General features: G+C 64.0%; 23 protein-coding genes. 6 read left to right on the top strand and 17 right to left on the bottom strand.

Annotated features, from left to right (window positions below):
• Positions 1 to 86: 86 nt before the first annotated feature.
• From AC07X4_RS02070 to AC07X4_RS02050, 5 genes are all read left to right on the top strand, one after another.
• The gene (locus AC07X4_RS02070; RefSeq protein WP_444825306.1) at positions 87 to 1,490 is read left to right on the top strand and encodes an amidase; all 1,404 of its coding nucleotides are present in this window, start codon (positions 87 to 89) and stop codon (positions 1,488 to 1,490) included.
• 105 nt (positions 1,491 to 1,595) lie between these two features.
• On the top strand, positions 1,596 to 2,204 hold the full coding sequence (locus AC07X4_RS02065; RefSeq protein WP_494739057.1) for a hypothetical protein: 609 nt from the start codon (positions 1,596 to 1,598) through the stop codon (positions 2,202 to 2,204).
• A 23-nt stretch (positions 2,205 to 2,227) separates the two neighbouring features.
• Positions 2,228 to 3,571: a tetratricopeptide repeat protein gene (locus tag AC07X4_RS02060; protein WP_494739056.1), complete on the top strand. Its 1,344-nt coding sequence runs from the start codon at positions 2,228 to 2,230 to the stop codon at positions 3,569 to 3,571.
• A gap of 295 nt (positions 3,572 to 3,866) precedes the next feature.
• Entirely contained in the window at positions 3,867 to 4,763 is an 897-nt protein-coding gene (locus AC07X4_RS02055) for a hypothetical protein (RefSeq protein WP_260666438.1), read from the top strand.
• 365 nt (positions 4,764 to 5,128) lie between these two features.
• Positions 5,129 to 5,869, top strand: coding sequence for a hypothetical protein (locus AC07X4_RS02050; protein ID WP_494739055.1), 741 nt, complete (start codon positions 5,129 to 5,131; stop codon positions 5,867 to 5,869).
• 15 nt (positions 5,870 to 5,884) lie between these two features.
• Here AC07X4_RS02050 and AC07X4_RS02045 read toward each other — a convergent pair whose 3' ends face one another.
• The 8 genes from AC07X4_RS02045 to AC07X4_RS02010 form a co-directional block, all read right to left on the bottom strand.
• Positions 5,885 to 6,556 carry a histidine phosphatase family protein gene (locus tag AC07X4_RS02045; RefSeq protein ID WP_436075696.1) on the bottom strand — a complete coding sequence of 224 codons (672 nt, stop codon included), beginning with the start codon at positions 6,554 to 6,556 and terminating at the stop codon, positions 5,885 to 5,887.
• 124 nt (positions 6,557 to 6,680) lie between these two features.
• Entirely contained in the window at positions 6,681 to 6,899 is a 219-nt protein-coding gene (locus tag AC07X4_RS02040; protein ID WP_494739054.1) for a hypothetical protein, read from the bottom strand.
• Between the two features lie 81 nt (positions 6,900 to 6,980).
• On the bottom strand, positions 6,981 to 7,829 hold the full coding sequence (locus tag AC07X4_RS02035; protein WP_494739053.1) for a DUF429 domain-containing protein: 849 nt from the start codon (positions 7,827 to 7,829) through the stop codon (positions 6,981 to 6,983).
• Complete coding sequence (locus tag AC07X4_RS02030; protein WP_494739052.1) at positions 7,826 to 8,707, bottom strand: EamA family transporter; 882 nt, start codon at positions 8,705 to 8,707, stop codon at positions 7,826 to 7,828. The genes AC07X4_RS02035 and AC07X4_RS02030 overlap by 4 nt, the downstream gene beginning before the upstream one ends.
• A 208-nt stretch (positions 8,708 to 8,915) precedes the next feature.
• Positions 8,916 to 9,338 (bottom strand): BLUF domain-containing protein, encoded by a 423-nt coding sequence (locus AC07X4_RS02025; RefSeq protein ID WP_056060427.1) that lies wholly within the window; start codon positions 9,336 to 9,338, stop codon positions 8,916 to 8,918.
• Positions 9,339 to 9,340: 2 nt separating this feature from the next.
• Positions 9,341 to 10,066, bottom strand: coding sequence for a GTP cyclohydrolase I (gene folE / locus AC07X4_RS02020; RefSeq protein WP_494739051.1), 726 nt, complete (start codon positions 10,064 to 10,066; stop codon positions 9,341 to 9,343).
• Between the two features lie 117 nt (positions 10,067 to 10,183).
• The gene (gene clsB, locus AC07X4_RS02015) at positions 10,184 to 11,428 is read right to left on the bottom strand and encodes a cardiolipin synthase ClsB (RefSeq protein ID WP_494739050.1); all 1,245 of its coding nucleotides are present in this window, start codon (positions 11,426 to 11,428) and stop codon (positions 10,184 to 10,186) included.
• Between the two features lie 37 nt (positions 11,429 to 11,465).
• The gene (locus AC07X4_RS02010; protein WP_099731073.1) at positions 11,466 to 12,203 is read right to left on the bottom strand and encodes an endonuclease/exonuclease/phosphatase family protein; all 738 of its coding nucleotides are present in this window, start codon (positions 12,201 to 12,203) and stop codon (positions 11,466 to 11,468) included.
• A gap of 355 nt (positions 12,204 to 12,558) precedes the next feature.
• Here AC07X4_RS02010 and AC07X4_RS02005 point away from each other — a divergent pair, with 355 nt between their 5' ends.
• Positions 12,559 to 14,325 (top strand): response regulator, encoded by a 1,767-nt coding sequence (locus AC07X4_RS02005; protein ID WP_056060415.1) that lies wholly within the window; start codon positions 12,559 to 12,561, stop codon positions 14,323 to 14,325.
• A gap of 52 nt (positions 14,326 to 14,377) precedes the next feature.
• Here the strand turns inward: AC07X4_RS02005 and nudB are convergent, their stop codons facing one another.
• The 9 genes from nudB to AC07X4_RS01960 form a co-directional block, all read right to left on the bottom strand.
• Entirely contained in the window at positions 14,378 to 14,854 is a 477-nt protein-coding gene (nudB, locus tag AC07X4_RS02000) for a dihydroneopterin triphosphate diphosphatase (protein ID WP_494739049.1), read from the bottom strand.
• An 11-nt stretch (positions 14,855 to 14,865) separates the two neighbouring features.
• Positions 14,866 to 15,693, bottom strand: coding sequence for a CsgG/HfaB family protein (locus AC07X4_RS01995; RefSeq protein ID WP_056060409.1), 828 nt, complete (start codon positions 15,691 to 15,693; stop codon positions 14,866 to 14,868).
• Between the two features lie 138 nt (positions 15,694 to 15,831).
• Positions 15,832 to 17,649 carry an aspartate--tRNA ligase gene (gene aspS, locus AC07X4_RS01990; RefSeq protein ID WP_056060406.1) on the bottom strand — a complete coding sequence of 606 codons (1,818 nt, stop codon included), beginning with the start codon at positions 17,647 to 17,649 and terminating at the stop codon, positions 15,832 to 15,834.
• Positions 17,650 to 17,702: 53 nt separating this feature from the next.
• Positions 17,703 to 18,323 carry a DUF502 domain-containing protein gene (locus tag AC07X4_RS01985; RefSeq protein ID WP_056747297.1) on the bottom strand — a complete coding sequence of 207 codons (621 nt, stop codon included), beginning with the start codon at positions 18,321 to 18,323 and terminating at the stop codon, positions 17,703 to 17,705.
• 8 nt (positions 18,324 to 18,331) lie between these two features.
• Entirely contained in the window at positions 18,332 to 18,682 is a 351-nt protein-coding gene (locus AC07X4_RS01980; protein ID WP_099731076.1) for an FmdB family zinc ribbon protein, read from the bottom strand.
• 141 nt (positions 18,683 to 18,823) lie between these two features.
• Positions 18,824 to 20,554, bottom strand: a complete 1,731-nt coding sequence (gene ltrA, locus AC07X4_RS01975; RefSeq protein ID WP_056641772.1) for a group II intron reverse transcriptase/maturase — start codon at positions 20,552 to 20,554, stop codon at positions 18,824 to 18,826.
• A 1,071-nt stretch (positions 20,555 to 21,625) separates the two neighbouring features.
• Positions 21,626 to 23,071 (bottom strand): high affinity choline transporter 1, encoded by a 1,446-nt coding sequence (locus AC07X4_RS01970; protein ID WP_056060397.1) that lies wholly within the window; start codon positions 23,069 to 23,071, stop codon positions 21,626 to 21,628.
• A 99-nt stretch (positions 23,072 to 23,170) separates the two neighbouring features.
• The gene (gene ubiB, locus AC07X4_RS01965) at positions 23,171 to 24,736 is read right to left on the bottom strand and encodes a ubiquinone biosynthesis regulatory protein kinase UbiB (protein WP_056060393.1); all 1,566 of its coding nucleotides are present in this window, start codon (positions 24,734 to 24,736) and stop codon (positions 23,171 to 23,173) included.
• Positions 24,733 to 25,371 carry a hypothetical protein gene (locus AC07X4_RS01960; protein WP_056060391.1) on the bottom strand — a complete coding sequence of 213 codons (639 nt, stop codon included), beginning with the start codon at positions 25,369 to 25,371 and terminating at the stop codon, positions 24,733 to 24,735. Before AC07X4_RS01960 ends, ubiB begins: the two co-directional genes overlap by 4 nt.
• Positions 25,372 to 25,410: the final 39 nt, after the last annotated feature.

The following is a 25,410-nucleotide window of genomic DNA, read 5'->3' as shown; positions in this document are numbered from 1 at the left end:
AAAACAATAGCTGCCAGCGCTTGATCCACTAGCGCTTGCAGCCTTTTTTATTGATAAACATCGCTACGACGACCACCCACCCCGCCATGACCGAACTGCACGACCTGCCCGCCCACGACCTGATTGCCGCCTACCGCCAGCGCAAGCTGTCACCGGTCGAGGTCACGCAGTCCGTGCTGGCCCACATTGAACGGTGGGAGCCCCACATCAAAGCCACCTACCTGCTGCGCCCCGAGGCCGCCCTGGCCCAGGCCCGTGCCTCCGAGGCCCGCTGGCTGCGCGGCGAGCCCAAGGGACTGCTCGACGGCGTGCCCAGCACCATCAAGGAAAATATCTCCACCGAAGGCGACCCCACCCCGCTGGGCACGGCCGCCGTCGAGTTGGTGCCCGCTGCCGCCGACGCACCCCCTGCCGCCCGCATGCGCGAGGCAGGTGCCGTCATCGTCGCCAAGACCACCATGCCCGACTACGGCATGTTGTCATCCGGCCTGTCCACCTTTCACCCGCTGTCGCGCAACCCCTGGGACGTGAGCAAGGGCCCGGGCGGCTCCAGCGCTGGCGGCGGCGCGGCGGCCGCTGCGGGCTATGGCCCGCTGCACATCGGCACCGACATTGGTGGCTCGCTGCGCCTGCCTGCCAGCTGGTGCGGCATCTTCAGCCTCAAGCCCAGCCTGGGCCGCATCCCGATTGACCCGCCCTACACCGGCCGCGCCGCCGGCCCCATGACCCGCACCGTGGCCGACGCCGCGCTGATGATGCAGGTGCTGAGCCAGCCCGACGCGCGCGACAGCATGAGCCTGCCCTACCAGGACATCGCCTGGAGCCAGTTCAACAAGGGCGCCGAGCGCCTGCGCGGCCTGCGCATCGGCCTGCTGCTGGATGCAGGCTGCGGCCTGCCGGTGGAGCCCGAGGTGAAGGCCGCCGTGGAGCGCGCAGCAAAACTCATGGAAGCCGCTGGCGCCACCATCGTGCCCATGGTGCCCTTCATGACCCAGGCCATGCTCGACGGCATGGACCACTTCTGGCGCATGCGCTCGCACATCGACCTGCAGGCCCTGCCTGCGGCGCGGCGCGACAAGGTGCTGCCGTACATCCGCACCTGGGCCGACAGTGCCGCCGGCATGAGCGGCACCGAGGTCTTCACCGCCAGCCACCAGTTCCACCTGACGCGCGTGGCCGCCGTCAAGGCCTGTAGCGCGTTCGACTATGTGATCTCGCCAGTGGCGCCCAACGTCGCCTTCCAGGCCGAGCTGCCCTCGCCCACCAACGACCCGCTGCGCCCGCTGGAACACATCGGCTTTACCGTGCCGTTCAACATGTCCGAGCAACCTGCGGCCTCGGTCAACTGCGGCTACACCCGCGCTGGTTTGCCCATCGGCCTGCAGATTGCGGGCGCACGTTTTGACGACCTGGGCGTGCTGCAGGTGGCGCACGCGTTCGAGCTGATCCGCGAACCCCAGCGGGCATGGCCCCAGCCGCCTGCGGCATAACCCTGCATCTGTCGTGCGTTGTTGTTGGTACCCTTGGGGGAATATGCTCTGACGCTGGCACCACCGCTGGAGCCCCCACCTCACAAACCACCATCCCACCACCGCATGGACATCATCATCCTGGCGATCCTCATCGCCACCGGCACCTTCATGCTCAACGCCAAAGAGCAGCGCAAGCGCATTGCGCTGCTGGGCAAACACCTGGCCAACTACCAGATCGAAAAGCTGATGGAGGCGCTGACCGACGGCTACCTGCGCGCCCTGGGTGAAAGCACCGACGAGCGCCGCAGCCAGATCTGGAGCCTGCTGAGTACCACCGAGTCGCAACTGAGCGAGCAGTTCAGCCGCTTTGCCGCCGACTTTGCCAAGGTGGACGAAGCCCACGCCCGTGTCAGTCGGCTCTCCGTGCCGATCCCGTTTGCCGACAAGCTGCTGCCCGCCATGACCTTTGACGTGCGTCGTGCGCTCGCCATCCACGCGCGCGGCATTGCCCATGTGGTGCAGGACACCAGCCACCTGTTGCCCAAAGACCGCGCCTACATGATGACGGCCGAGCTGTTTCTGATGCAGCACACCTGCCACTGGTACTGCAAGTCCAAAACCGTGGCCAGCGCCCGCATGTTGGCGCGGCACCAGACACCGCACGAACAGCTCGTCGCTTCCGTCTCGGCCGAAACCCGCAACGCCTACCTGACCTTGATCAACGGCGGCTGAGCCCAGCGACCCAACAATGCCCCATGCCATCCTCCACGCACACCCGCATGACCGACAGCCTGGGCAACCCCATCACGCTGCACGACGCCACCAGCGCGACAGCGCTGAATGACTTTGTAGAAGGCTTCATCGCCTGCGAGGCCCGCGCGGTGAACGTGCTGAACGCGGCGGCCGACACCAGCCCCATCGTTCAGGCCAGCTGCGCCGCGCTGCACATGTTTGCCGAGTCGGCCGACGCTCCGCGCAACGCCCGCCCCTTCGTTGACCAGGCCCTGGCCCGCGCCGCAGAGGCTACCGAGCGTGAACAACGCTTTGTGGCCGCCGTCGCCGCCTGGGTGGATGGCGACCTACCCCGCGCCATTGCGCTGCACGAGGAGCAAGCCCGCATGCACCCGCGCGACCTCGCCTCCCTCAAGCTCGGCCAATACCATTTGTTCAACCGCGGCGACTCGCCGGGCATGCTGCGCCTGGCGCTGCAGGCCCTGCCCGCAGCGGCCGAGGTGCCCTACCTGCACGGCATGCTCGCCTTTGGCTGGGAGCAATGCCACCGCCTGCAAGAGGCCGAAAGCGCCGCACGCCACGCCATCACCCTGTGCCGCAAAGAGCCCTGGGCCCACCACGCGCTGGCCCACATCATGCTGACCCAGGGCCGCATCCGCGAAGGTACCGACTTCATGGCCAGCGTGGGCGACACCTGGACGGGCCTGAACTCCTTCATGGTCACGCACAACTGGTGGCATCAGGCGCTGTTTTTGCTGGAGCAGGACCGGCATGCCGAAGTGCTGGCGCTCTACGACAGCCAGGTCTGGGGCGTGGTCAAGGAATACACCCAGGACCAGATCAACGCCGTGTCCCTGCTCGCCCGGCTGGAGCTGGCGGGTGTGGACGTGGGCGACCGCTGGACCGACGTGGCCAACCACCTCGCGCAACGCCTTGCCGACCATGTGCTGCCCTTCCTGGACCTGCAATACCTCTACGGCCTGGCCCGCGCCGGGCGCATGGAGGCCGCGCGCACTCTGCAAAACAACATCACCGCCCACGCCGCCACCCGCACCGAGGCGCAGGAGCGCACCGTGTGGCAACAGGTGTGCGTGCCCGCCGCCCACGGCCTGCTGGCGCATGCGCAGGGCGACTGGGCGACGGCGGTGGAGAAACTGGGCGTGGCCCTGCCCCGGCTGGTGGAGATTGGCGGCAGCCATGCGCAGCGGGATCTGTTTCACCAGATCTGGCTGGATGCACTGCAGCGCAATGGGCAGTGGGCGGCGGTGCAGAACGTGTTGCAGCCGTTGGTGAATGCGCAGCCGGAGTCGGTGAGACTGGCGCGGCAGGTGGAAGTGGTGAACGCAGCGCTGAGATTGCCGGGTTGAGTCCCAAAGCCGCTTCCCAACGCGCTCCACAGCAAACGCAACCAGACTTGGATTCGCGTAACGACTTTCACACCCAGATACAGCCAACAGGCTGATCAATCCCTGTTTCCAGAGAATCTGGAAATGACAATTGCGGGCCGTTTAACTTCATGCCGACCTGTGTGCTGTGCCAATCGACGCATCCACATGCTGCGTCGTAGAGAGCGAGTGAGACACCCAGCCGGTACCCAACATGCCTCTCGTTATTTCCAGTCAGCCCACAGGCCCACGCTTCTCTATCACCGCCGAGGCTGAGATGCCCGCCATAGTGGTGACGGCGGCGCTACAAAACCAGCCTATGCCCTCGGGTGCAGCCCCCATATACGAATGGTCGGCCACGTTGGCTTTTGACGGTAGTTCACCAGCCACCAATGCCACCTTTGGCGGCGGAAGAAGCACGCAGCACAGCCGCATCGCTCCGCAGGTAAGTGCCAACGCCAGTTGGCGAATACCCTTCACCGAAATACGGGGCGGCGTGTTGACGGTGCAAGTCATTTTGCGAGCTGGAGGGACAGAGCAGCGCGCTCAGGCGACATGGACGATTGCTGGAACCAATCCCACTGGCACAGCCATACGCGCCTTTGCCAACAGCATTGGGGCCAACCGCGCCGTGTTTCGGAAAAAAATGCGCCAGGAAAGCTCGCTCCAACAGTTCCGGACGCCGGGTAACTGGCCGAAGTACAGCAGCGATGGTCTTGGCGGCGTTGGCTTGTGCCAACTGACACGCCCTGCACCTACTGCCGATCAAACTTGGAGCTGGAAAGAGAATGTGCGCGGCGGATGGGCGCTGTACTTGGAAAAGGAACGCATTGCCCGCGCCTACCCTCGCAACGTACGTAGCGGAGAGCGTTTTCGTAATCTGGTGACTGCATGGAACCGCGCTCGTACCGCACAAGGGCTGCCCGCCTTGCCTGTGGAATTACCTGACTACACGCCAGAGCAACTTGAGTTGGACACACTTCGCGGCTTCAACGGATATGCCAATGGCTTGCATGAGTACAGGGTACGACTCGATAACGGCGCTCTTTTCGTAACGGTGGATTCCAGCGGCCAGCGGGGGTTTGCCGAATGGGAGCGAGTGCCAGTAGCCGCCAGAGGCACGGTCGGTGATCCAAACTATGTAGAGAACGTGCTTGCCCAATCGGACTTCTGAACGTGCTGACAACCTCTGATTCCATTGCGACCCGCCCACGCGGTCTGCTAGCTGCGTCCGGCGTACTGGCCTTGTCTTTGCTTCTGGCGGCGTGTTCCCCAGAGAATGCAAACACCGCGTCGCAAGTACGTGCTCCCACGGCCTCTAGCGGGAGAGAGAACTCGCAGCATCTGTATGTGGTGTATTGCAACGGCACCGTTGACCACCTGGATCTTTCGAAACAGGCCAAGGTAGCAAGTTTTCAACTGTCAGACCGCAGCGGCAGCCCTCCCGCCGTGGCCAAGCTGCCGGCAGCAGGCGTGCGACCTGACAGCTGTTTGGCCAGACCGGCCTCGTTGACCGATGCCCTGCCTCAGGATGAAGGAATGGCGTTCATCGTTGCATCTGCCCAGTTGCAGCGTGACGACACAAGCGGACGCATGCCTTACAGTCTCCTCAAATTTTCAGTGCCTGCATGGACTTTGCAGAGCCGACAGGATCTGGGCAGCTTTGATGTACTCAATGGAACGCCGCCACGCATTACACGTGGCTCCGACGGGCGGCTCAAGCCCCAGTTGGCTGAAATCGACCTGACTTCTGAGCTGCGTGCAGAGCTCAGCCGTTACGCGGGCGGCGCCACGGTGACATTTGCCACCCCGCTCGCAACATCTGCCAACACCGCGCTGATTGGATACACAGCTTCTCAAAATGCCCACGGTGCGGCTTTTGCGCTACTGCACCGTACACAACGCAGCATCGTACGGATTGAGGGCGTTCCCGGCAGCGACCCCGAGCCTGCTCTCACGCTGGCGCCGGGGGGGCAGTTTGTCCTGCACTCGGTGCGCGCTTTCTCCTCCAAGCAGGGCAGCCGCCAACTCGCAGCCACAGGCGAACTGAGGCTGTACGGAGCGGACGGTAAACTGATCAGCCAGCAAACCGATGAGAGTGTTGCCGGAGACTGGTATCCCATCGCGCTGACGCCGCAGGGAGTCGCCGTTTACACCGATCGACGCGGTACCTACCGCTTTGTGACACTAGGGCGTATGTTTGGTGTGGAGCCTGTGCAGGACCCCAATACCGATGACCTGGACGGTACACGCCCGGGTGTCATCTATGCAGGCGGGTAAAGACCACGGGCCTCCTCACCGCACCACCAACTTCGTCTGGTCGTACACCGGCTGCTCTGGCAAATCCGCCAGGTGCCGCACGTCGGCCCAGTCCAGCACCTCCACCGCTTCGCCGCTAACCCGCACGCGGTTGAGCCCTGCGTTGGGGATGTCGCTCTGGCGCGGGCCATCCAGCCCCGTGCCGCGTGCAGTGCGCCAGATCATGTCGAGCACGCCGCCGTGGGTGACCACCATCACGGTCTGGCCGCTGTGCTGCTGGGCGATGCGGTAGACGGCGTCCATCACGCGGGTGTGGAACTGGCGGGTGGTTTCGCCGCCGGGCATGCCGTAGTCGGCTTCAAAGCGCAGCCATTGGTTCCAGGCATCGGCGTGTTCCTGCTTGACGTCGTCCACGCGCTTGCCGTCCACCACGCCAAAGTTTTGCTCGCGCAGGGCGCTGTCGGTGAGGGTGTCTATGCGGGCCTGGGGGAACAGCACCTGCAGGCTGGGCGTGGCGGTCTGCTGGGTGCGGATGAGGTCGCTGCAGATGAGGTGGTGCACCACGGGGCGCTCTGCAGCCAGGCGCTCGGCCAGGCGGCGGGCCTGTTCGTGGCCAGTGGCGTTGAGGGGCACGTCCACGTGGCCCTGGAAGCGCAGTTCGCGGTTCCAGTCGGTCTCGCCGTGGCGGATCAGAATCAATTCAGTCATGCGTGCCATTATCGAATGTACACACAGCATTGCAAGCTCTTTTGCCCGCAAGCGCTTATGCAATAAGCGCTGATAGCTATGTTTTTTATAACAGCCGACTGCCCACCACCCACCGTGCGGCCCGTCATCGCATGGGCACAACCAGTACCTTGCGGCGCGGCTGGCAGCCGGGGCCTTCGTGGGGGGCGCTGTCGCGCTCCCAGCCCGGGCCGGGCGAGGTTTGCGCGCACACGCGCTGGCCATCGACCAGGCTGCGCCAGTAGTACCAGAGGGCGGGGGCGGCCTGCAGCAGCAGCGGGGCCAGCAGAGCCAGGACCAGCAAGCGGCGGGGGACAAAAGACATGGCAAACAAAGTACTACGTGTACCGCCCATGCTACGCAGCCTGCGGCGGGCCGATGCCTGGAAAAGGGGCGGGATCGTCGGTCAGGGCTTGTCCGCCGTGACGATCCAGCCTTCGAGTGGATCGAGCCCCGGCGGCAGGCCGTAAAGCGCGTCGCCCTCGGCATGGCGCTGCTGGGCCCAGGCGGCCTGCAGCAGGCACAGCACGGCGTCCAGGCTGTCGCCGCTGGCGTCCTGCACCAGCGCATCGCGCTGGGCGTGGCTGAGCTTGAGGCGCAGGCCCAGGCGGGTCTGGCCCAGCTCCAGCGCATTCACCAGGTCTTTGCGGGCGATGAGGCGGTCGGGGGTCTGCTTGGCTCGGTCGTCGCTTTTGTAGCTGCGCCGCTGCAGCACCTCACGCGCGAGCAGGCCGGGGTAGGCCTCCAGCGCCACGCGGCGGGGGTCGCCTGCGTGCAAGCCTGGCAGGTGCACACCGGCGTCCAGCAGCAGCGGCAAGCCCGCGTGCAGCATGTAGGCCACCGGCGGGTTCACCCATTTCATGGACGGGCTGGAGCCCGCGGGCCCGTCGGTGGCGCGGTGCGCAAACTTGCCACCTACCGGGCGGGCGTCGCAGAACGCCGCAAACTGGGCACGGATCTGCTCGCGGCTCAGACTGCGGTAGTGCTGCATGCAGGCATGCCAGTCGGTGGGCCAGCCCAGCGCCTGCACCAGCTCGCGCGGCAGACCAAAGGGCAGGTCAAAACCACCCACCCAGTCACCTGGCTGAGACAGCCATTGGCCGAACGCGGCCAGGGTGTCGAAGGGCTGCAGCGCGGTGAGCGACACGCGCGCGCCCTGGCGCTGGCCCAGCGCCAGCACGATGGGTTTGCGCCGCGTGGGGCTGCTGGAGAAGTCGCAGCCCAGCAGCAGGGTTTGTGGTGCGGCGGCCGTCATCCCAAGGCCAGCGCCGTGACGCCTGCAGCAATACACAGCGCGCCAAAAATGCGCGCCACGCGGTCACCCTCGCCCAGCAGGTGCCCACCGATCAGCGCTGCAAACAGCATGGACACCTCGCGCGCCGGGGCCACGTGCGATAGGGGCGCCTGCTGCATGGCATAAAGCACCAGCACATAGGCCACCGGGCTCACCACCGCCACGGCCAGGGCAAAACGCCACTGCGCCAGCCACAGCGTGCGGGCCGTGGGCAGGTCGCGCAGCACCACTGGCGCCAGCAGGCCCACACGCACAAAGTTGCCCATGTAGTCCACCAGGATGGGCGACATCAGCAGAAACTTGACCGCATAGCCGTCGACCACCGTGTAGCTGGCAATGAAGGCCCCCGTGAGCACCCCGTAGGCCATGCCCTTGTGCACCCGCGCCCGTGCGGCAGGGTCGTGCGCGGCGCGCAGCAGGCCCGGGCCACCCGCGATCAGGAACACCCCCCCCACCACGCCCACGATGCCCAAGGCACCCAGCGCCGAGATCTGCTCACCCAGCAGCGTGATGGCCACCAGCGACGACAAGAGCGGCCCCGAGCCGCGCGCCAGCGGGTAGACCACGGTGAGGTCCGCCACACGGTAGCCGCGCAGCAGGATGACGAAGTACGCCACATGCAGCAGCCCGCTGGCGGCCACAAAGCCCCATTCCACCACGCCCCACCGCGGCACCGCGTCGCGCCCCAGGTACCAGCCCAGCGGCGCCCAGACGACCATCATGATCACCGAGGTGAAGAACGCAAACCGAGAATCCCCCCCGGCCTTCTTGGCCACGATGTTCCAGCACGCGTGGATGAGGCCGGCGAGGATGATGAGGGCGAAGGCGGTGAAGGTCACGGGCGGGGAAAAGAACGGCCTGAACAGAAAAGCCGCAGCGCCTTCTGGGCGGCTGCGGCTGCGAAACGTGATTGCTGGCTGCGAAGAAAAGTGGGGCGATTTGCGTAGCGAGCCAGCCTAGTCTGGGTCGATGCGCGCAGCCGTACTCTCGTACGGCGAGCACAGCAGGCCCTGAATCGGCTGGCGCAGTAGCAAAGCGCCCCGCTTTTCAGGCTCGGCCGATGATGGAGGCCGTGGCCATCAACTCTTCAAGCAGCGCAAACGACACCTTGCCCGACACCGCATACGGGTCCAGTTCGGGCTTTTCAGAGTATTTGAGCAGGATGGAGTGGTTGATCTTGGACAGGTTGACCTGCCCCATGGTCCAGCCGCCAAAGCGGCGCTCGGCGATTTCTTCGTAGTGCAGCAGCTCCACGTTCTTGTGGCGCGTGTCCTTCTGGATGTGGCCGTACAGCTCGCTCACCGCAGAGCGCCCGCCCTCGATGGCTTGCAAAAACACGCCGCCGCCGTAGCACAGCACGCCGGTGATGCCGCTGCCGGGGTTGTGCTGGCGCGACTGCGTCAGGATGGCTTCAATGGCGGCGGGCGAGGTATCGACCGCGCGACTGGCGTAAAGCAGGCGTACCAGCATGGTCAGTTCTTTCCAGGGATGAGAGACAAAAATTCACGGCGCAAAGCGCTGTCCTTGAGGAACACGCCACGCATGACCGAGTTGATCATGCGGCTGTCGTTGTCGCGCACGCCGCGCCAGGACATGCAGAAGTGGCTGGCTTCCATGACGATGGCCAGACCGTCGGGCTGGGTCTTTTCCATGATCAGGTCGGCCAGTTGGACCACGGCTTCTTCCTGGATCTGGGGGCGGCCCATGATCCAGTCCACCAGGCGCGCGTACTTGGACAGGCCAATCACGTTGGTGTGCTCGTTGGGCATCACGCCGATCCAGATCTTGCCGATGACGGGGCAGAAGTGGTGGCTGCAGGCGCTGCGTACGGTGAGCGGGCCCACGATCATCAGCTCGTTGAGGTGCTCAGCGTTCGGGAATTCGGTGATGGGCGGCTGCGCTACGTAGCGGCCACGGAACACCTCGTTGAGGTACATCTTGGCCACGCGGCGCGCGGTGTTGTTGGTGTTGTGGTCGCCTTCGGTGTTGATGACCAGGCTGTCGAGCACGCCCTGCATCTTGACCTCGACCTCGTCGAGCAGCTTTTCCAGCTCGCCGGGCTCGATGAATTCGGCAATGTTGTCGTTGGCGTGAAAGCGCTTGCGCGCAGCGGCAAGGCGTTCTCGGATCTTGACGGAAACGGGCGTGCCTTCGTCCGGTGGGATGTGCGTCATATCGGCGGCAGGTTGGCTGGACATGGCTGGCATCGTACCAGCGAACACAGTTTGATCGATTACAAGGGTTTTAGGCAGCAAGCGCTAGTGGAATATGCCTGAGAAGCTATCAATAAAGTAGCAATCTCGACAAAGGCGCCCTCAATACCGCTTGCCCGTCACCCACAGCGCCAGGCGCATGAGACCAAACGCCACGCGGTCCAGCACCCGCTGGCGTAGCGGGCGGCCGGCATAGCGCGCAGGATCCATGCGGCGGCCCGCGTGCTGCATGGCGTGCACCAGGCGCTGGCGCAAGTCGATGGCGAAGGCGGCGTCTTCCACCACCACGTTGGCCTCGCGCGCCAGCAGCAGCGAGAGCGGGTCGAGGTTGGACGAGCCAACCGTGGCCCAGGGGCGGTCGCCCTGCGCATCGATGACGGCCACCTTGGCGTGCAGAAAGCTGGGGGCGTACTCGTAGATCTCGACCCCGGCCTCCAGCAGCGCGCCGTACACGGGACGGGCCGCGTGGTACTGCATGAAGTATTCGTACCGTCCCTGCAGCAGCAGGCGCACCCGCACGCCCCGGCGCGCGGCCATCACCAGCGCGCGGCGCAGCTTGCCGCCGGGCATGAAGTAGGCATTGGCAATGATGACCTCGTGCCGTGCTGCGCCGATGGCGCGGCGGTAGGCCTTCTCGATGCGGCTGCGGTTGCGCACGTTGTCGCGCAGCACCAGGGTGGCGCGCACAGGCGGGCCTGCGCCGGGGTTGCCGCCCTGCTCCGCGTGCCGTGCCGCGCTGGCCGCGCGCAAGGCCTGCAGGGCCTCCGGCAAGCGGCGCTGGCGTGCGTCGCGCACGGCCTGCATGCGCCACCAGAGCTGGTCCATGGTGTCGCTGGCCGATGCCACCAGGCTGCCCGTGGCCCGCACGGCAAAGTCAAAACGGGGGGCCTCCAGCGCGCCGTGGTTAGGGTCGTGAAAGTCGTCCAGCACATTGATGCCGCCACAAAACAGCACCCGCCCATCCACCACACACAGCTTGCGGTGCAGGCGCCGCCAGCGGTGTGGCAGCAGCAGCCCCAGCGGCCCCAGCGGCGAATACACGCTGCACTGCACCCCGGCGGCCTGAAACTGATCGGCCCAGGCCTTGGGCAACGCGCCCGTGCCCACGCCATCGACCACCAGATGGGTGCGCACGCCGCGCGCTGCAGCGCGCATCAGCGCCTGGGCCACGGTGGCTCCGGCGCCGGTGAAGTCAAAGATATAGGTCTCGAACTGGATGTCCGCCATCGCAGCATCCATGGCCTCGGTGAGCGCCGGAAAGAACTCCTCGGCGCCTTGCAGCAGCCGGACCTGGTGGTCGTCGGCGGGCCAGGTGCCCGGGGCCTGCGCAAAGGACTTGCGCCTCATCCCGTCACCCCGCCACCGCGCACACCACGGCAACGCCTCACAGCCGGAACTCCGCGATCAGGGGCAGATGGTCCGACATGCGCCACCAAATACGGCCACGCGGCACCTGTAGCGACAGCGGCGTGAGCCCGCGCGCATACACATGGTCCAACTGCGCCAGGGGCAGGCGTGCGGGGTAGGTGAAGGTGCGGGGCGCATCCCATTCATACAGGCCAAAGCCTGCCAGCATGCGCTTGAGCTGCTGCCCCCAGTCGTTGAAGTCACCGGCCACCACCAGCGGCGTACCGGGGGGCACCTCGCGCTCGATGAAGCCCTGCAGGCGCTCGACCTGGCGGATGCGGCTGCCAGGGATCAGGCCCAGGTGCACCACGATCACGTGCACGTTGCGGCCCTGCACATCCACCTCCACATGCAGCAGCCCGCGCTGCTCGAAACGGTGGTCCGAGATGTCTTCATGCTGGTGCCCGATCACCGGCCAGCGGGTGAGCAACGCGTTGCCATGTTCGCCGTGTTTGGTGACCGCATTGGTGCGGTACACCGCCTCGTAGCCTTCGGGCGCCAGGAACTCGGCCTGCGGCAGATCAGGCCAGCGCTGAAAGTAGGCCGCCTCGCGCCGGTGCAGCTTGCGCACCTCCTGCAGGCAGACGATGTCGGCGTCGAGCTGCTCCACCGCCAGGCCCAGGTTGTGAATCTCCAGCCGCCGCGCGGGCCCGATGCCTTGCACACCCTTGTGGATGTTGTAGGTGGCTACGCGCAGGATGTCGTCGTGTTGCATGGTCCTAGGAGGGGTAATTGCACGCGCTCGCCAGCGCCGCGATGGGTGCGCCAGGCAAGGCGCGAGGACGCGGCGGGCTCATGCCCGCAAGGAGGAGCAACGCCGCATGGCGCGCCCAGCGCGGTGCTGGCGAATGCGTAGCGTGCCCACTCGACAAGCGAACGTCAACGAAGCAGCGAGAGTCAGTATCCATGAGGCGCCCTTGAAAACGGCAAGCGGTCAATTGCCGCTCCTAGGACTGGAGATTGTGTCGCAAGCCGTGGTAGCAAGGGGTTTGCCCGACGCGGGGAGGGTGCGGCAGCGCTTTACACTGGAGACTCCAACATTTTGAGCACGCAGGGACGGCCCGACCCCCATGGCTACCGAGAGCGGCCCCAATCCCGCCCCACAGACCCAGGCGCTGATCGTGGACAGCAATGCCACATCGCGCAGCATTCTGGTGGGGCAGCTGCGCGAGTACGGCGTGACCCGCATCGTGCAATGCTCCCGTGTGCAGGACGCGCGCGCCCGGCTGGAGCACACGGTGTTCGACTACGTGCTGTGCGACCAGTTTTTTGGCGAATCCAACTACTCGGGCCAGACCCTGCTGGACGACCTGCGGCGCGCACAGCTGCTGCCGTTTTCCACGGTGTTCTTCATGGTCACGGCCGAGGCGTCTTACGCCGCAGTGGCCGAGGCCGCCGAGTCGGCCCTGGACGGCTACCTACTCAAGCCCTTCACGCCCAGTGCGCTGTTCGAGCGCCTGAGCCTTGCGCGCCTGCGCAAGATCCACCTCAAGCCCATTTTCGATGCCATCGAGGCCGAGGACTTCGAGCAGGCTGCAGCGCTGTGCGTGGAGCGTTTCGAGGCCCGCAAGCCCTATTGGCTGTACGCCGCCCGCATCGGGTCGGAGCTGCTGCTGCGCCTGGGCCGCCACGACGAGGCGCGCACCCTGTTCGAGGCCGTCATCGCGGCACGGGCCCTGCCCTGGGCCAAGCTGGGCGTGGCCCGCGCACAGATCGAATCAGGCCAGGCCGCGCGCGCCATCACCACCTTGCAGGAGCTGATTGGCGAAGACGCGTCGTTCGCCGACGCCTACGACGTGCTGGGCCGCGCGCAGGTGGAGATGGGCAATTTTTCGCAGGCCATCGAGACCTACCGCACGGCCAGCACCCTCACGCCCGACTCGGTGGTGCGGCTGCAGAAGCTGGGGATGATGTCGTACTACATGGGCGACCGCGCCACCGCCACCAAGGTGCTGGCACGCGCCACAGTGCTGGGCATTGACTCCAAGCTGTTCGACTACCAGTCGCTGGTGCTGCTGACGTTTGCGTATTACGCTGAGAACGACCGCAAGGGCATCGAGCGCTGCATGGCCGACTTTGCGCGCATCCTGGAGCGCCACTACGGCAGCGCACGCATCCGGCGTTTTGCCGAGGTGGCGCGGGCGCTGCAGCTCATCCAGCAGCGGCAGTTTTCGCAAGCGGTTGAATCGGTGCGTGGCATGGCCCGCGAGATCACGTCCAGCACCTTCGACTTTGAGGCTGCCTGCAACCTGGGCAGCCTGCTGGCCGTATTGGCCGTCACGTCGATCGAGCTGCCCGAGGGCGACAGCTGGGTGCTGGCACTGGGCATGCGCTATGCCAACACACGCGGCTTGACCGAGCTGATGGCCAACGCCTGCAACCTGCATGAGCCTTACAGCCAACTGGTGCGAGACTGCCTGCAGCGCGTCAACAAGACGGCCGAAGTCGCCATGGCGCAAAGCCTGGGCGGCGACCCTGGCGGTGCCGTGCAAAACCTGCTGGCCGAAGCCGAACGCACCCTCAACTCCAAACTGCTCGATATGGCACAGCAAGTGCTGCTACGCCATGGCGCGCGCATGGCCGCCCCCCAACCGCTGCAAGAGAGCATCGACGCACTGCGCGCACGCATGGGCAGCACCCCGGCGAGGGCCATCCTGGGGCAAGACAGTGAACGCCACCCCGGCGGAGTGGCGCTGAGGGTGCGGGGCAGCAGCGACAACACACCCACGCGCACTCCGCAGCCATCGCCCGACAGCTCGGCCCTCGGCCCGTCGCCCGCAGACGATGCCGACGATCCTGCTGCCGCCCTGCGCTTGCGGCCTCCAGACGCCTCTTGAGGCGACGCCGCCCGGCCTTGCCCCCGTTGCCGCCGGGCCATTCGGAGTCGACTCACCCGAGATGCAAAAACCGGGGGAGTAACAGGCACGCCTCGGCATTGGACGCTGAAAAACACCGGTCAGCGGCCTGCTGCCAAGGCAGCCACTCATAGGCATCGTGCTCACGCGGGCTCAGCACCACGGGCGTGCCTGCGGGCACACACAGGCCAAACACACGCTCGCGGTTGCGCACCACGCCAGGGGCATAACGGTGCAGCCATTGGGGCCAGATGTCGTACACGTTCTCCAGCGCCCAGTCGGTCAGCAGACAACCCGGTGCCAGGGTGTCTATCCCGGTTTCTTCGGCCACTTCACGGCGTGCGGTCTCGGCAAAAGGCTCGTCCAGCGCATCCTGGCTACCGGTGACCGACTGCCAATGCCCCTCGCCCCCGGTGCGGCGGATCAACAGCACCTCCAGCGCGGGGGTGTGGATCACCACCAGCACCGACTCTGGAAGCTTGTAAGGCCGCGGTGGCCCGGCGGCTGCCATGGCCTGTGCCTTCAGCCCCCCTTGGGGCGCTGGGCTGCCGTGGTGGTGGGCACGGGCGGGGGCAGCTCTTTGGCCTGCAACGCACGCGCCTGCACCACCAGCTGGTTGTGCGCGTCCAGAAACGCCGCAGCAATGACCTTGCCTTCGTTGGTATTGCTCCAGCCAGCGCCCGCCGCACCGCCCAGCTTGCCGAACACCAGGCCGCCTACCCCCAGGTCGGTGGTGCGCGCTGAGCCTGTGGCCGCTGCTACCTGTTCGGTGGTTTCGTTGTCGGACAGCAGCAAGGCCGTCTGTGCTTCCTTGAACTTGACCTGCTCCACCAGCCCGGCCAGGCCTGCGATGTCGCGCAGTACCGGGATCATGGCAATCACCCCGGCCAGGCCCCGGCCCGCATCCTGCTCGCTGAACGTGAGGCTGGGTGTGAGCGTGTACTGCGCCTCGTACCCCTTGCCCTTGGCCACGGTGGAGTTGTTCTTGCGCAGGATGCCTGCGTCCTTCAATTCCTGCTCCTGCACAGTGCCCTTCAGGCCCGCTGCCCGGTCCACCACGCGGAAACACCCGCTCTGCTGGGCCAGCAGCTTGACCAGTGGCACCGGCGACGCGGGCAGTTGGTAGCCCGAGCCCATGATGTAGCCATTGGGGTTCTCGGCCAGCGCCAGCGTGGCCACGGGCGCATCGCAACGCACCAGCTCACGGGCCGCGTTCTGCGCGCCCTGGGGCCCGGCCGAGCCCGTGACCACCGAGCCGCCCTGCCCCAGTTCGGTCTTCTTCTCGCCGCATCCGGCCAGGGCGATGCATGCGGCCGCAAGCAGCCAATGGGAGCGTGTCAACAAACGCATGGAAGTACCTCTTTCAGTCCGTGCACGGCGGCCAGTGCCCGATGCGCCGCGCATGAAAAAAGCGGCCAGGGCGCAAGGCCCGAGCCGCTTGGTGTGCGATGCATGGCTGCATGCGCGAAGGACGTGATGCGTCCGGAATCAGGCCGCAGTCTTGACCGCGTCGGGGTTGCGCAGGCGGATGTGCAGCTCGCGCAGCTGCTTTTCGTCCACAGGGCTGGGCGCCTGTGTGAGCAGACACTGGGCGCGCTGGGTCTTGGGGAAGGCGATCACGTCGCGGATCGACTCAGCACCGGTCATCAGCGTCACGATGCGGTCCAGGCCAAAGGCCAGGCCGCCGTGCGGAGGCGCGCCGTACTGCAGCGCATCCAGCAGGAAACCGAACTTGAGCTGGGCTTCTTCGGGCGTGATGTTGAGGGCGTCAAACACCTTCTGCTGCACATCGGCGCGGTGGATACGGACGGAGCCGCCACCCATTTCCCAGCCGTTGAGCACCATGTCGTAGCCCTTGGAGATGCACTTCTCGGGCGCAGTGACCATCCAGTCTTCGTGACCATCCTTGGGGCTGGTGAAGGGGTGGTGCACCGAGTTCCAGCGCTGGTTTTCCTCGTCGTACTCGAACATCGGGAAATCGACCACCCACAGCGGTGCCCAGCGGTTCTCGAACAGGCCGTTCTTCTTGCCGAACTCGCTGTGGCCGATCTTGATACGCAGCGCGCCGATCGCGTCGTTGACGATCTTTTCCTTGTCGGCACCGAAGAAGATCAGGTCGCCATCCTGTGCGCCAGTGCGCTCCAGCACGGCTTGCAGGGCTGCGTCGTGGATGTTCTTCACGATGGGCGACTGCAGACCGTCACGGCCCTTGGCCAGTTCATTGACGCGGATGTAGGCCAGGCCCTTGGCGCCGTAGATCTTGACGAACTCAGTGTAGGCGTCGATTTCTCCACGGCTGATGCCGCCGCCTTCGACCGAGCCACCGGGCACGCGCAGGCCGACCACGCGGCCATTCTTCATGTTGGCGGCGCCCGAGAACACCTTGAAGTCCACGTCCTTCATCACGTCGGTCAGCTCGGTGAATTCGAGCTTCACGCGCAGGTCGGGCTTGTCGGAGCCATACAGGCGCGCAGCGTCCTGGTAGGTCATGACGGGGAACTCGCCCAGGTCCACGCCCAGCGTGTTCTGGAACACCGTCTTGATCATGCCCTGGAACATGTCGCGGATGTCCTGCTCTTCCATGAACGATGTCTCGATATCGATCTGGGTGAATTCAGGCTGGCGGTCAGCACGCAAGTCTTCGTCGCGGAAGCACTTGGTGATCTGGTAGTAGCGGTCGAAGCCCGCCACCATCAGCAGCTGCTTGAACAGCTGGGGCGACTGGGGCAATGCGAAGAAATGGCCATCGTGCACGCGGCTGGGCACGAGGTAGTCGCGCGCGCCTTCGGGCGTGCTCTTGGTGAGCATGGGGGTTTCGATGTCGATGAAGCCATTCGCATCGAGGAACTTGCGCACTTCCATTGCCACCTTGTAGCGCAGCATCAGGTTGTTCTGCATGTACGGGCGGCGCAGGTCCAGCACGCGGTGCGTGAGGCGCGTGGTTTCCGACAGGTTTTCCTCGTCGATCTGGAACGGAGGCGTGACGGAGGGGTTGAGCACGTTCAGCTCATGGCACAGCACTTCGATCTGGCCGGTTTTGAGCTTGTCGTTGGTGGTGCCTGCGGGGCGTGCGCGCACCACACCCTTGACCTGCACGCAGAACTCGTTGCGCACGCCTTCGGCGACCTTGAACATCTCGGCGCGGTCAGGGTCGCACACGACCTGCACGTAGCCTTCGCGGTCGCGCAGGTCGATGAAGATCACGCCACCATGGTCACGGCGGCGGTTCACCCAGCCCGACAGAGTAACGGTTTGGCCCAACAGGGCTTCGGTCACAAGACCGCAATAGTGGGAACGCATGGCCATGACAAAACTTCCGGCGCCGCAGGGCGCGTTGACGTTGAAAGAGATTGCTTTTCTTACTTGGGTGGGGGCAGCGTGGGGTCCGCTGGAGCCACCACACCCATGGAGACGATGTACTTGAGGGCGCTGTCCACACTCATTTCGAGCTCGACACAGTCGCTCTTGCGCACCATCACAAAATACCCCCCCGTGGGATTGGGGGTGGTGGGCACGTACACGCTGACGAACTCGTCGCGCAGGTACGCAGCCACTTCACCATTGGGGGCGCCGGTGACGAACGCCACGGTCCATACCCCTTCGCGGGGCCACTGCACGAGCACGGCCTTGCGAAAGGCATTGCCGCTCTCGGAGAACAGCGTGTCCGACACCTGCTTGACGCTGGAGTAGATAGAGCGCACCACCGGAATGCGGTGCACCAGCGCGTCGCCCCACTGCACAAGCTTGCGGCCCGCAAAGTTGCTGGCAATGGCGCCCACCACGAGCAAGATGGCCAGCGTGAGGACCACACCAAAGCCCGGGACATGCACTCCGAGCAGCTTGTCGGGCTGCCACGCGCCGGGCAGGATCTGCAGGGTCTGGTCGAGCGTGCTCACAATCCAGTTGAGCACCCAGGCCGTGATGACACCGGGCACGATGACCAGAAGGCCTGTCAACAGCCATTTGCGCAGGGCAGCCATGCAGGTCCTCAGCTCGAAGAGGAAGAAGTACCACTGGTACCAGCAGTACCGGTAGCGCTGGCAGTGCTTGTGCTGGCCGCTTCCTTTTTAGGAGCATCACCGCCACTGGCAGGTGCCGCTGATTCGGTTTTAGACTCCGACTTGGCTTCGGTGGCCGGGGCGGAGTTGCCACCGTTTCCGCCACGGAAATCGGTCACGTACCAGCCCGAGCCCTTGAGCTGAAAACCTGCGGCAGTGACCTGCTTGGAGAAGGCTTCGGCGCCACAGGCGGGGCACACCGTCAGGGGTGCGTCGGAGATTTTTTGCAGCACATCCTTGGCATGGCCACAGGAGCCGCATTTGTAGGCGTAAATAGGCATGTCAGTGTGTTGAGGGAAAGTGGGAGGGTAGGGACAGCCCATTACTGGACCATCCCCCCCTAAGAACCGTGCGTGCGACTTTCACCGCACACGGCTCAAGCACAACTTAGTCCAGCAATAAGCAAAACACGCGATTTTACTCTACGCGCCTTTCTTATCCTGAACCCTAAGCCTTGTTGAGGCCGGCTTCGCGACCGGCAACCCAAGGGCATGCAACCTCTGATGGCACACCGGGTGCAGGAGCACCCGGTTAGACATAGCGTCCGACCCGCCATTCACCTTGTAAACAATGTGATGATCGTGCCAACCGCCTTCATGATCGAGCGGTTCTGTGCAGAGTGCACAGCGCCCGTCCTGGGAGATATACAGCATTGACGCTTCGTAACGATGGCGCAGGCTCTTTGCCGTGCGTTTCGTCCGCAACATCTCTCCATACTCCTCCCAGACAGGATCAAAGGGGTTGTAGTCTCCTTTGATCTTTTCATGCCTTTCAATCACTGTGTCGCTTAATCGCGCCAACCGTTTCATGATCGGTTCGTCTTCTGTACCTACTTTGGCTGCGAACTCTGTCCTTTCACCAATGACCTTCCAGTAACGTTGGGTGCACCAGCTTGGGGATTTCTTCGGATGTCGCCTCCTCGCCCAGCGGACAAGCCGCCAGTAGATGAGGTAGTCCATCCGACTGAACGTCTCTTTCGCGACCACCGGTTGGTGATACCTAGCCCATCCCCGAAGGATTGGGTTAAGTTGCGCGATGAGATCCTCCTGTTTTGTCGATAGATGCGTCCTTACGATTTCCGATACCTTGCGATAGAACGCTTTCACGTTTTTCTTGCTCGGCTTGATTAGCAGCTTTCCACGGTATTTGCGGAAATTCCATCCAAGGAAATCGAAGCCTCGGTCAATGTGCGTGACGCAGGTCTTTTCCAGCGATAGCCGCAGTCCTCGTTTTGCAAGGAATGCTTCTACCCATGGTCGGACTTCAATCTCTAACAGCTCTCGTGAGCTCCCAGTGATGACGAAGTCGTCCGCGTAGCGGACCACATTTACTTTGGCTCTACGGGCTTTCACAACACCCAGCCGCGCGTTTAAGTGCGCGGCGAGTCCCGTTTCCAACCCATTCAGAACGCAATTCGCCAGGGTTGGCGAAATGACACCACCTTGCGGTGTTCCCTCATCTGTCGGCGAGATGCGACCCTGATGGACCACTCCGGCTTTCAACCATTTCCGTAGCACTTCCCTGTTCATGAGAACACGGTCGAGCATCCAGTCATGGTTGATATGGTCGAAGAACCCCTGAATGTCGGCTTCCAGTACCCATTCGGCCGAGGCCTTCTGGGACAAGGAAACGAACAACTGGCTCATGGCATCGTGCGTTGAGCGCCCAGTCCGAAAGCCGTAGCTGTTCGGGTCGCTGGTGCTCTCTGACACTGGTTCCAATGCCAGTAGGAACAACGCCTGCATGGCCCTGTCAAACATGGTCGGAATGCCAAGCGGCCTTTCCTTCCCGTTTGCTTTGGGAATGTAGACCCGCCGCAAGGGCTGCGGTTTGTACCCTCGAAGATTCTTCAACCGACCGATCGCCGCCCATTTGGAGGCAGGCGAATCCCAAAGTTCGCGATCGACGCCACTCGTTCGTTTGCCTTGGTTTTCGGTCACTCGTCTCACGGCCAGCGCTCTGGCCGAGAACGAGTGAGTTAGAGACCTTTGCAGCGCTTTCACGCGGCGCCAGTCTTTTTCTTGCGTAGCCTTCGCTAGACGGGTCTGCGTCGTCCGCACGTTCCGCGCCACTAGACCCCAATCGATGGAGTGCCAGTCTTGCGGTTCGCGTGAGGACGCAGACTCGTCGCGCGAAGCGACGTGTTTTCTCATGCTTTCCTCCAGGTTGAACCCCTGGAGACGCACACCTCCCCCGAAGGGGAATTGCATCCCTTCGGGGTCAGTTTGAACTTAGTCAGTCGTGTAACGACGATTGCACCACGCGGAAGTCAGCACGCTTTCGCGTCAGGGCACGGGCCCCTATGCCACCCATTACAGGTAACCATTCGCTTTCTCCGCTATCCCATACCCCCTCATCCAACAGGTCGTCTCGCGACTTCCCTGCCCTTGCGCAGAGCGCTTGGGCGGACAGTGGGGCTTACCACGTTCCCTGCCTTGCCGACGAATGACAACTTGCGTTGTTTACGTCTATCCGTTTAGGGCTCATCTCTCCAGGGGCTGCATGTGTGACGACGAACACCTAGTTTTGACAGGTGATGCCAGCAGCGGACCGTTTGGTTACGGCCTATCAGCAGATTTGGCCGCTCAATTGTTACCCTGGTTCAAACGATGATTCACTTATGTTGCCCATGCGGAACTAGCCTAGCGTCCTATATCACCTCTGCTGGCGATGGTCCTGACGCCCCCCTCGCAGGGGACCCCAGCCGTGTTACGGGGACGCATTGTCGAGCGGGCTTCACACGGAGACGTTACCGTCCCCGCATGCCACTCTAGGCTACTCATGGTCGTACAAGAGGTCACAGCACTTCGGACGAAGGTGTGACAAGGCAAAACAGAGCAGAGCACTCTGAGAGTCAGAGATGCGCAGCGCAATTTACAAGGTGACCAATCCGTGGACGGATTTGGTCATCCCATTGGCGAGTTCCGCTTGTGGCGGACTCGTCGGCAAGTTGCGCGAGCGCCACAGACGGCATCACTGCCGCGATGAAAGCAGGTTTAACCCTGCATTGCAGTCGGTTTTACCCGCTGCAATTATCAAAACCGCAACTAGGTTGCGGTCTGTAGAGGACCGTTTTACCGGCTCTCAATCTCTAAATGAAAGCACCGTAAGTGCTTGATTTAATTGCTAATTATTTAGTGAGGCTAGCTACCTCTCTCAGAGCAACACGTTACGTGTCGCACCAAAACCCTCAATTATAGGCGGCATGCCCCTTGACCCCCGCGTTACTCGACCCCAACCATCTTGTGGTGGGAGGCATGGCTGTTGCGGATGGCCTGTGGCCCGAGGGAGCCGATCAGCATGCCCGCCAGCGCGGCCAGCAAACCCGCCAGCTGCGCAGGAAAGATTGCCCCCGCCGGAGTGGACAGGAACAGCAGCCAGGTCACCAAGCCCAGCACGATGGCAAAGATGGCGCCCTGCGTGGTGGCACGCTTCCAGTACAGGCCGAACACCAGGGGCACAAACGCTCCCACCAGCGGCACCTGGTAGGCACCCGACACCAGCTCATAGATGGAAGTACCCTGCATGTAGATGGCATAGGCCAACACGCAGGCACTGAAAACGAGCGTGGTGATGCGCATGGTGCGCAGATGCTGCTTGTCCGAGCTGTGCGGGCGGAACTGGCGCCAGATGTTTTCGGTGAAAGTGACGCTGGGCGCCAGCAGCGTGGCGGAGGCCGTGGACTTGAGCGCCGACAGCAGGGCCCCAAAGAACAGCACCTGCATCACAAAAGGCATCTTCTCCAGCACCAGCGTGGGCAGCACCTTTTGCGGGTCGTCCTTGAGCAGCGCAGCCGTTTCCGTGGGCATGATGATGAGCGCGCTGGCCACCAGGAACATGGGCACAAAGGCGAACAGGATGTAGCAGATGCCACCGATCACGGGACCGCGCGTGGCGGCCTGGATGTTGTTGGCCGACATCACACGCTGAAAGACGTCCTGCTGCGGGATGGAGCCGAACATCATGGTCACGCCCGCGGCGATGAAGAACACCACGTCATGGAACTTGGGCTCAGGCAGGAACCGGAACAGCTCACGACTGGACGCGAACTCGATCACCTTGTCGGCCCCCCCGGCCATGTTGCCCGCAAACACGGCAATGACGGCCAGGCCCACCACCAGGATGATCATCTGGATGAAGTCGGTGACCGCCACCGACCACATGCCGCCGAACAGCGTGTACGCCAGGATGGAGACCACACCAATCGTCATGCCCACCGGAATGCTGATGGCACCGCCAGACAGCAGGTTGAACACCAGGCCCAGCGCTGTGACCTGGGCAGAAACCCAGCCCAGGTAGCTCAACATGATGATCAGCGAGCAGACGATTTCCACCGTGCGGCCATAGCGTTCGCGGTAATAGTCGCTGATGGTGAGCAGCGTCATGCGGTACAGCTTGCCGGCAAAGAACAGGCCGACCAGGATCAGGCAGAAGCCCGCGCCGAATGGGTCTTCCACCACATTGCCCAGACCGCCCTCGATGAACTTGGCGGGAATGCCCAGCACGGTCTCCGACCCAAACCAGGTGGCAAACGTGGTGGTGATGATCATGTACAGCGGCAGGTGGCGCCCGGCAATGGCAAAGTCCGCAGCGTTCTTCACACGCCGGGCTGCCAGCAAGCCGATGCCGATGGTGATCAGCAGGTAAACGATAACCAGGGTCAGCAGCACAGCGCGCTCCTCTCTCTTTTTGTCTCGGTCGGTCCAGGGTGAAGAAATCCGACCTGCGCTCCGGCGCTCCCCACACCGGGGCACCGGGCATGCAGATCGTCAGAAAAGCCGGATTCTGATCAGCAGTTGGATGAGCAGCAAGCCCAGCACAAACCCGACCCCAGCAAAAATGATGCCTTGCAGCAGCCGGTTGGTGCGTTTTTGCGCTTCCAGCAGTTCACGCAGTGCAGACTCGTGGTCTGCCGGGCGCTGGCGCAGCGCGTCGTAGATGAGTCGTGGCAGCTCGGGCAGCAGCTTGGCATAGTGCGGCGCCTCGGCCCGCAGCTCGCGCCACAGGCGCTGGGGGCCCATCTGCTCCAGCATCCACTTTTCAAGGAAGGGCTTGGCCGTGCTCCACAGGTCCAGGTCCGGGTCCAGCTCGCGGCCCAGGCCCTCGATGTTGAGCAGGGTCTTTTGCAGCAGCACCAGCTGGGGCTGAATCTCGACATGGAAGCGGCGCGAGGTCTGGAACAGCCGCATCAGCACCAGGCCCAGCGAGATTTCCTTGAGTGGGCGGTCAAAATATGGCTCGCACACGGCGCGGATGGCCGACTCGAGGTCATTGACCCGCGTTTCGGGCGGCACCCAGCCGCTTTCGATATGCAGCTCTGCCACCCGCTTGTAGTCGCGCCGGAAGAACGCCACAAAGTTCTGCGCCAGGTATTCCTTGTCCACTTCGGTCAGCGTGCCCACGATGCCGAAGTCCAGCGAGATGTAGCGGCCAAACGTGGCAGGCTCCAGACTGACCTGGATGTTGCCCGGGTGCATATCGGCGTGAAAAAAACCGTCGCGAAACACCTGGGTGAAGAAGATGGTGACGCCGTCGCGCGCCAGCTTGGGGATGTCCACACCGGCCTCCCGCAGGCGGTCGATCTGGCTGATGGGCACACCGTTCATGCGCTGCATCACCATGACCTCGGGGTGGCAGAAGTCCCAGAAGATCTCGGGGATCAGCACCAGGTCCAGCCCGGTCATGTTGCGGCGCAGCTGCGCAGCGTTGGCAGCCTCTCGCACCAGGTCCAGTTCGTCGTGCAGGTAGTTGTCAAACTCTGCCACCACCTCACGGGGCTTCAGGCGCTTGCCATCGGCAGACAGGCTCTCCACCCATCCCGCCATCATGCGCATGAGGCTCAGGTCCTTCTCGATCACCGGCAGCATGCCAGGCCGCAGTACCTTGACCGCTACCTCGCGCTCAATGCCCTGGCGGTCGCGCAGCGTGGCGAAATGCACCTGGGCGATGGACGCGCTGGCCACCGGTGTGCGGTCGAAAGAGGTGAACACCTCGTCCACCGGACGACGGAAGGCACGCTCGATGGTGGCGATGGCGATGTCAGGGTCGAACGGCGGCACGCGGTCCTGCAGGCGGGCCAGTTCGTCGGCAATGTCGGGCGGAAGCAGGTCGCGGCGGGTGGACAGCACCTGACCGAACTTGACGAAGATAGGTCCCAGGCTTTCCAGCGCCTCGCGCAGGCGTTGCCCACGCGGTGCATCCAGATTGCGCCCGATGGATACGATGCGCGAGATCATGCGCAGCCACGGCTTTTGAAAGCTGTCGAGCAGCAAGCCATCCAGGCCGAACCGGAACACCACCCACAGGATGGCCGCCCCTCGCAAGAAGCGCTTCATGCGTCGGCCCGGTCCGAACCAGCCGAAGGTGACAGCGGCGCCGCCGCCGGAGCACTGGGCGCCACCGGTGCCGTCGCAACGACCACTGCAGAAGACGCCGCGCTGGCGGCTGCCATGCGCGAACCCACAAACTGGCGCAGCGCCTGCGCAGCCCGGCTGGCGAACTGCGCCAGCGTATGCGCAGGGGCATCGCCAATCACGCGGGCCAAGTCTTCCTCCACATCCCAGCGCACATGGTCCACCAGCCAGTTGATCTCGGCCGCCAGTTGCACATCCCCTTCAATGCGGATGGAGGGCTTGTCGCCCCGCAACGCAGCCTGGGCCAGGGTGATGGGGGAGGTATCGGTCACTTCCAGCCGCAGGTCTGGCACCGCGGATTCGGGCGCCAGGTTGAACAGGCCCGCAGGGGTGATCACCAGCGACAGGGAATAGGCCCGCCACTGCACCCTGGCGATGCGGCCCTTTTGGCGCACCAGCCGGTCCGTGGCTTCTTTCTCCTGCATCAGCACATGGTTGAGAAACAGCACCAGGCGCTGCTGCACCTCGTGGACCAGCCATTGCGGGGGCTGCGGGCCGGCTGCCAGGCGCTCGAAGAGGCCGTCCAGAAAAGGAAAAGGGGACTGTGGTGTTGCCATAGTCCCCGATTATTCCCTGAACTGGAATGCCCCTGGCAC

The organism is Acidovorax sp. GW460-11-11-14-LB4, assembly GCF_059423685.1.
This window is presented reverse-complemented; position numbering and strand designations above follow the sequence as displayed.